5 protein-coding genes are annotated in these 5,285 nt (G+C 76.0%); 4 read left to right on the top strand and 1 reads right to left on the bottom strand.

Going from position 1 to position 5,285, the window contains the following annotated elements:
• Positions 1 to 1,174 precede the first annotated feature (1,174 nt).
• The 3 genes from BN344_RS19150 to BN344_RS14165 all read left to right on the top strand — a co-directional run bounded on the left by BN344_RS19150 (position 1,175) and on the right by BN344_RS14165 (position 2,848).
• Entirely contained in the window at positions 1,175 to 2,023 is an 849-nt protein-coding gene (locus BN344_RS19150) for a tetratricopeptide repeat protein (RefSeq protein ID WP_051515955.1), read from the top strand.
• A 120-nt stretch (positions 2,024 to 2,143) separates the two neighbouring features.
• Complete coding sequence (locus tag BN344_RS14160; RefSeq protein ID WP_040339295.1) at positions 2,144 to 2,326, top strand: hypothetical protein; 183 nt, start codon at positions 2,144 to 2,146, stop codon at positions 2,324 to 2,326.
• 162 nt (positions 2,327 to 2,488) lie between these two features.
• A complete protein-coding gene (locus BN344_RS14165; protein WP_040339296.1) occupies positions 2,489 to 2,848 on the top strand; it encodes a single-stranded DNA-binding protein in 360 nt (119 codons plus the stop codon).
• Between the two features lie 7 nt (positions 2,849 to 2,855).
• Here the strand turns inward: BN344_RS14165 and BN344_RS14170 are convergent, their stop codons facing one another.
• Positions 2,856 to 4,193 (bottom strand): DUF1015 domain-containing protein, encoded by a 1,338-nt coding sequence (locus BN344_RS14170; protein ID WP_040339297.1) that lies wholly within the window; start codon positions 4,191 to 4,193, stop codon positions 2,856 to 2,858.
• 91 nt (positions 4,194 to 4,284) lie between these two features.
• Between BN344_RS14170 and BN344_RS14175 the strand changes: the two genes are divergently transcribed.
• Positions 4,285 to 5,285: HAD-IIA family hydrolase (locus BN344_RS14175; protein ID WP_231486866.1), on the top strand; the 1,001-nt coding region annotated here is incomplete at its 3' end.

A 5,285-nucleotide genomic window follows, 5' to 3' on the forward strand; every position in this document is an offset into this window, starting at 1 on the left:
ACCATTACCGAACGGGGGTCAGAGCGTACGCGCTCTGGCCCCCGTTCGCGTTCGTATGTCCCAGTTCTCGGCGGCTTGAGCAAGTACGCCGCTATTCGAAGAGGTACCCCGACATATGACTACTCCCCGACGCGGTTCCGACGGCCCGAGCGGGGCGCGCGGCTCCGGTGGTGGCCCATCCGGGAAGGGCGCCGGCAGGCCGGGCGCCCGTGCCCAGCGCCCGAGCGGTGCGTCGGGTCGTCCCGGTGCTCCGCGGGGGGTGGCCGGCGGACGTGGGGCGTCCGCCGACGGGGAGCGGCGAGGCCGTCCGCTGAACGACCGCGACGCGCGGTACTTCGCCTCCCGTGACAGCGGCCCTGCAGCGGGATCCCGTCGTGGGGGCGAGGGCAGCGGCGACTCGGGTGCCGATCGGGGACGTCCGTCGAACCGGTCGTCCGGAGCCGGCGGCCGGAGCGGTGGGTCGTCACGTGACGATCGCACGGGCTGGCAGGAGCGGCGTCCCTCGGGTGGTCGTCCTTCGGGTGGTCGTCCGCAGGGGGACCGTCCGCAGGGTGGGAGCTGGCAGGAGCGCCGTCCTTCGGGTGGCCGCCCGCAGGGTGACCGTCCCCAGGGTGACCGTCCCCAGGGGGAGCGTCCGCAGCGGGATCGCCCGCAGGGCGGCGGCTGGCAGGAGCGTCGTCCCTCGGGTGGTCGTCCGCAGGGAGACCGTAGGCAGGGTGGGAGCTGGCAGGAGCGTCGTCCTTCGGGTGGCCGTCCTTCGGGTGGTCGTCCGCAGGGGGACCGTCCGCAAGGGGAGCGTCCGCAGCGGGATCGTCCGCAGGGTGGGAGCTGGCAGGAGCGTCGCCCCTCGGGTGGCCGCCCGCAGGGAGAGCGTCCGCAGGGGGAGCGTCCGCAGCGGGATCGCCCGCAGGGCGGGGGCTGGCAGGAGCGTCGCCCCTCCGGCGGCCGCCCCCAGGGAGACCGTCCGCAGGGTGGGAGCTGGCAGGAGCGTCGTCCTTCCGGGGACAGGCCGCAGACTGATCGATCCGCCCGCCCGGACCGCGGTGGGCCGGGCAGCTGGCGGGACCGTCGTCCGTCGGGGGACCGTCATGGCGCTCCTGATCGCGGGCCGCGTTCCGCGGAGCGACCGGAACGTCGTCCGCCGATTCCTGCCGGGCCGGAGATCCCGGACTGGGTGGATCCCCGGGACCTCGACCCGGCCGTGCGCTCGGCGCTGCGCGGGCTCGACCCGAGGAACGTCGATCGGGTCGCCGCGCACCTCGTCGCTGCCGGCACGCTGGTCGACGAGGACGCGCAGGCAGCGCTGGCCCACGCCCGGGCTGCCCGGGATCGTGCCTCCCGCGTCGCCGTGGTCCGCGAGGCCGTCGGTGTCGCGGCGTACCACGCCGAGGACTACGCCGAGGCAGCCCGGGAGCTGCGCGCCTACCGGCGGATGAGCGGCGACCACGGCTACCGCGCCGTGCTCGCCGACTGCGAGCGGGCGCTCGGTCGGCCGGAGGTGGCCCTGCGGCTGGTCGCCGAGGCGCTGGGGGAGTCCCCGGACGAGGAGGAGACCGCGGAGTTGCGGCTGGTCGAGGCCGGCGCGCGTCGGGACCTCGGCGAGCACGCCGCTGCCCGGCTGATCCTGGAGGCGGCCCTGGGGCCGCGTCCGTCGCCGGACTCGCTGACCGAGGGCGACACCACCCGGCTGCGCTTCGCCGCTGCCTATGCCGACCTCCTTCATGCCCAGGGGGAAGAGGAGCTCGCCCAGAGCTGGCACGACGCCGTGACCGCCCTGGACGCGGACGCCCTCGCCGACTCCGTCGAGTTCACCGAGCTCGAGGAGCTCGACCAGGCGTGCGATGTCCCGACGCCCGTCGAGGTGGCCGAGGAGCCCGACGGCCCCGACGCCGCTAGCGACGACGACGCGGCAGCGGGGCAGTCCTTCGCCGACGAGGTGGAGGCCGAGGTGGCCGAGCTGCTCGGGGAGACCGACGACGCCGCCGACACCAGTGGTGATCCGACCACCGACCAGGCACCCTGAGCAGGAACGCCCCGACGCGGAGGAGATCGCCATGCGGTTCGGCCTGCGAGCCCTGGGAGAGCTAGACGCCTGAGTCGGCGGGTGACCACACCCGCCGGGCGTCTCCTCCGAGGAGGCTCCATGTCCGCGTCCACGTACCGGATCGGCGACCCCGACCCGCGTCCCGACCGCACCGATGCCACGCCCTGCTGCGACGCGGGCGACCCCGACGGCTGGGGCTTCATCTGCACGATGGAGCCCGGCCACGAGGGGGACCACGTCGCCGGGACCGGGCTGCAGGTCGCCGAGGTCTGGCCCCAGTAGCCGGGGCGGTCCACCGCCGGAGGTCCCGCCCTCGGGAGCGAGGGCGGGGCCTTCCGGCACGGGCCACTGACGGGAACGGGCGAGCCGTCCACACCTGACTCTCGCGTCCACAGATGCCTCGCCGCACTGTGCCCTCGCGCGTCGTCGCTCCAGGCTCGGTGCATGAGCGTGGCTGTGATCGATCGGAACGACGTGGTGCTGCGCGGGCGGGTGTCCGCCCCGGCAGAGGTCCGCACCCTCCCCAGCGGGGACACCCTCGTGTCCTTCCGGCTGGTGGTGCGCCGGCCCGAGCCGCGCGCGCGTGGGCAGTCGGTCGACGTGCTGAGCTGCATCACCTACGACCGTGCGCTGCAACGACGCGTGGCAGCCTGGCAGCCGGGGGACGTCGTCGAGGTCGAGGGTGCCCTGCAGCGCCGGTTCTGGAGAACCGGGACGGGCACCGCCTCGGTGTGCGAGGTGAACTGCCGTCGCGGCCGGAAGGTGCCCCGCGGATCCACGACGGCCGCCGAGCGGACCGCGTGAGTCCTGCTCAGTCGTCCAGCGGTCGGAGCACCAGACCGGTCCGGGGCTTGGGCACGAAGAGCGTCGACTTGCGGGGCATCCGGGCCCCGGCCCGCGCGACCGCGGCGACGTCGGCCGGAGAAGGCGGTCGCAGGAACAGCGCCACCCCGGCTCGCTCGACAGCTGTGCGCAGCGCCTCCTCCACCGTGTGGGCGATCAGCACCGATTCCGGCTCGTCGGACCGGCCCCACAGACCGTCCAGGAGTCCGTGATGGGCCAGGACGACGTCGAGACCGCGCCAGGACTCCGGCGCCTCCGTCGGCACCCGGTCGCGCACGGACGGTGCGGGATCGCCCAGGTGGACCAGGCGCCGGCCGTCGCTGAGCAGGTACCCGGCCCCCTCCGGGTCGGCCGACCAGGCGTGCACCGACGCCGCCACGGACGCCCCCTCCGAGGTGCCGGCGGGCACCGGCAGGTCGGTGACCGTGAAGCCGGCCGCGGCGGTGCCGGCGGCGGCGTCGAGCCCGAGGTCGGGCACCACCCGGTGGATCGCCGCCACGCGGAGCCCGCCGGGGCCCATGGGTGTGACCAGCGCGAGGACGGCGTCACAGCCGGGGCAGCCGGGATCGGTGCGCTGATGAGCTCGTGCGGCCGCGAACCGGTGGTGCCCGTCGGCGATCACCGCCGCCGTGCGCCGCAGGGCCGCCGTCAGCGGCGCCAGCAACGCGGGATCGGTGACGCGCCACAACCGGTGGCGCACCCCGTCGTCGTAGAGCACCTCCATCGTCGGCGTCTCGCGCCGCGCACGACCGGTCAGGTCGGTCACCTCGGGGTCGGCGTCGTGGGCCAGCACGATCGGTTCGAGGTCGGTGCGGGTGGCCGCCAGGAGCGCGCGGCGTCCCTCCACCGCTACCGGGAACGTGTCCTCGTGCGGGAGCACAGCGGGGGAGGAGAGCGCCGGGATGGAGACCGCACCCAGCCAGCCGACGGTGGCCGCTCCTCCGTCGGGCGGCTGCAGCTCGTAGGCCCACAGCGCCGGCACGGCGTCCCGGACCAGCACTTCCTCCCGCTCCCACCGGCGCAGCTCCTCGGCGGCCCGGGCGGCCCAGGACGCCGCGACGCCCTCCTGGGCCGGGGCGGCTCCCGCGGGCCGCTCGTCCCTCGGGAGGATGAGCCGGACGATGTTGTGCGGGTCGGATGCGGCGAGGCGGTCCCGGTCGGTCGGGGTCACCAGGTCGTAGGCGGGCGAGCTCACGCGGGCCAGGGATGCGTGATCGTGGTGGCGGTAGGTCAGCGCCCGGAAGGGCCGGACCTCGAGTCCTGCCGCAGGATCGGACGGGCGGCGGTCCGCCGGCGACGAGGGCACGTCCGAATCGTAGGAGCGGCGTGACCCGACGCGGCGGGACGACCCATCGGGGCGGCATGCGCCGCGCCGCAGCGACGGAAGGAGACCCGGAGTGGGGACAGCAGCAGTGCGGGCGGAGGGCCCCGGGGCGGCGGGCGAACCGTCGCTGGCGACCGGGTCGGCCGTCCCGCTCGTCGAGGTCCACGACGTCGCTCTGCTGGACCTCGACGGCGTGGTCTACGTCGGGCCGGCGGCGGTCCCGGACGTGCCGGAGGCGCTGCAGGAGGCCCGGCGTGCCGGCATGCGCCTGGGCTACGTCACCAACAACGCCTCCCGCACACCGGAGGAGGTCGCGGCCCACCTCACCGAGATCGGCGTCGCGGCCGAGCCCGCGGACGTGATCACGAGCTCGCAGGCTGCCGCCAGCGTGGTCGCCGGCCTGCTCGGCCCCGGCGCCCGGATCCTCCCCGTCGGTGGGCCCGGGGTCGCCGCAGCGCTGCGGGCCGTCGGGCTGACGGTCGTCGACAGCGCCGAGGACCGGCCCGACGCGGTCGTGCAGGGCTACGGCCGGGAGGTGGGCTGGGCCCAGCTCGCCGAAGCGGTGGTCGCGGTGCGCAACGGCGCGCGGCACATCGCGACGAACGCCGACGCGACCGTCCCCTCACCACGTGGCCCGCTCCCCGGCAACGGCGCCCTGGTGGGGGTCGTCAGCGCGGTCACCGGCCACCCGCCGACGGTCACCGGCAAGCCCGACCCGGCGATGCACGCCGAGTGCGTGCGCCGCACCGCGGCCCGCAGCCCGCTCGTCGTCGGCGACCGCCTCGACACCGACGTCGAGGGCGCCCAGCGGGCCGGCGCACCCAGCCTGCTGGTGCTGTCCGGGGTCACCGACCCGGTCACCCTCCTCGCCGCGGCGCCCGAGCACCGGCCGGACTACCTGGCGCACCACGCCGGTGGCCTGCTCACCGTCCACCCGGCGGTGGCGACGACGGAGACGGGCTGGCGCTGCGGGGACTGGGAGGCGAGCCCGACCGAGTCCGGCGGGCTGCTGCTCCGGTCCTCTGCGGACGGCGGGGACGCTCCCCGGGGCGCTGCCGCCGGCGTGCACGGGCC

Origin of the sequence: Candidatus Blastococcus massiliensis AP3 (assembly GCF_000582785.1) — a bacterium.
In the GTDB taxonomy this organism is placed as follows: domain Bacteria; phylum Actinomycetota; class Actinomycetes; order Mycobacteriales; family Geodermatophilaceae; genus Blastococcus; species Blastococcus massiliensis.

What these genes read in the sequence shown, in the direction of transcription:
- BN344_RS14160 (WP_040339295.1), top strand. Translation starts at nt 2,144, where the DNA reads ATGTCCGCGTCCACGTACCGGATCGGCGACCCCGACCCGCGTCCCGAC.
- BN344_RS14165 (WP_040339296.1), top strand. Translation starts at nt 2,489, where the DNA reads ATGAGCGTGGCTGTGATCGATCGGAACGACGTGGTGCTGCGCGGGCGG.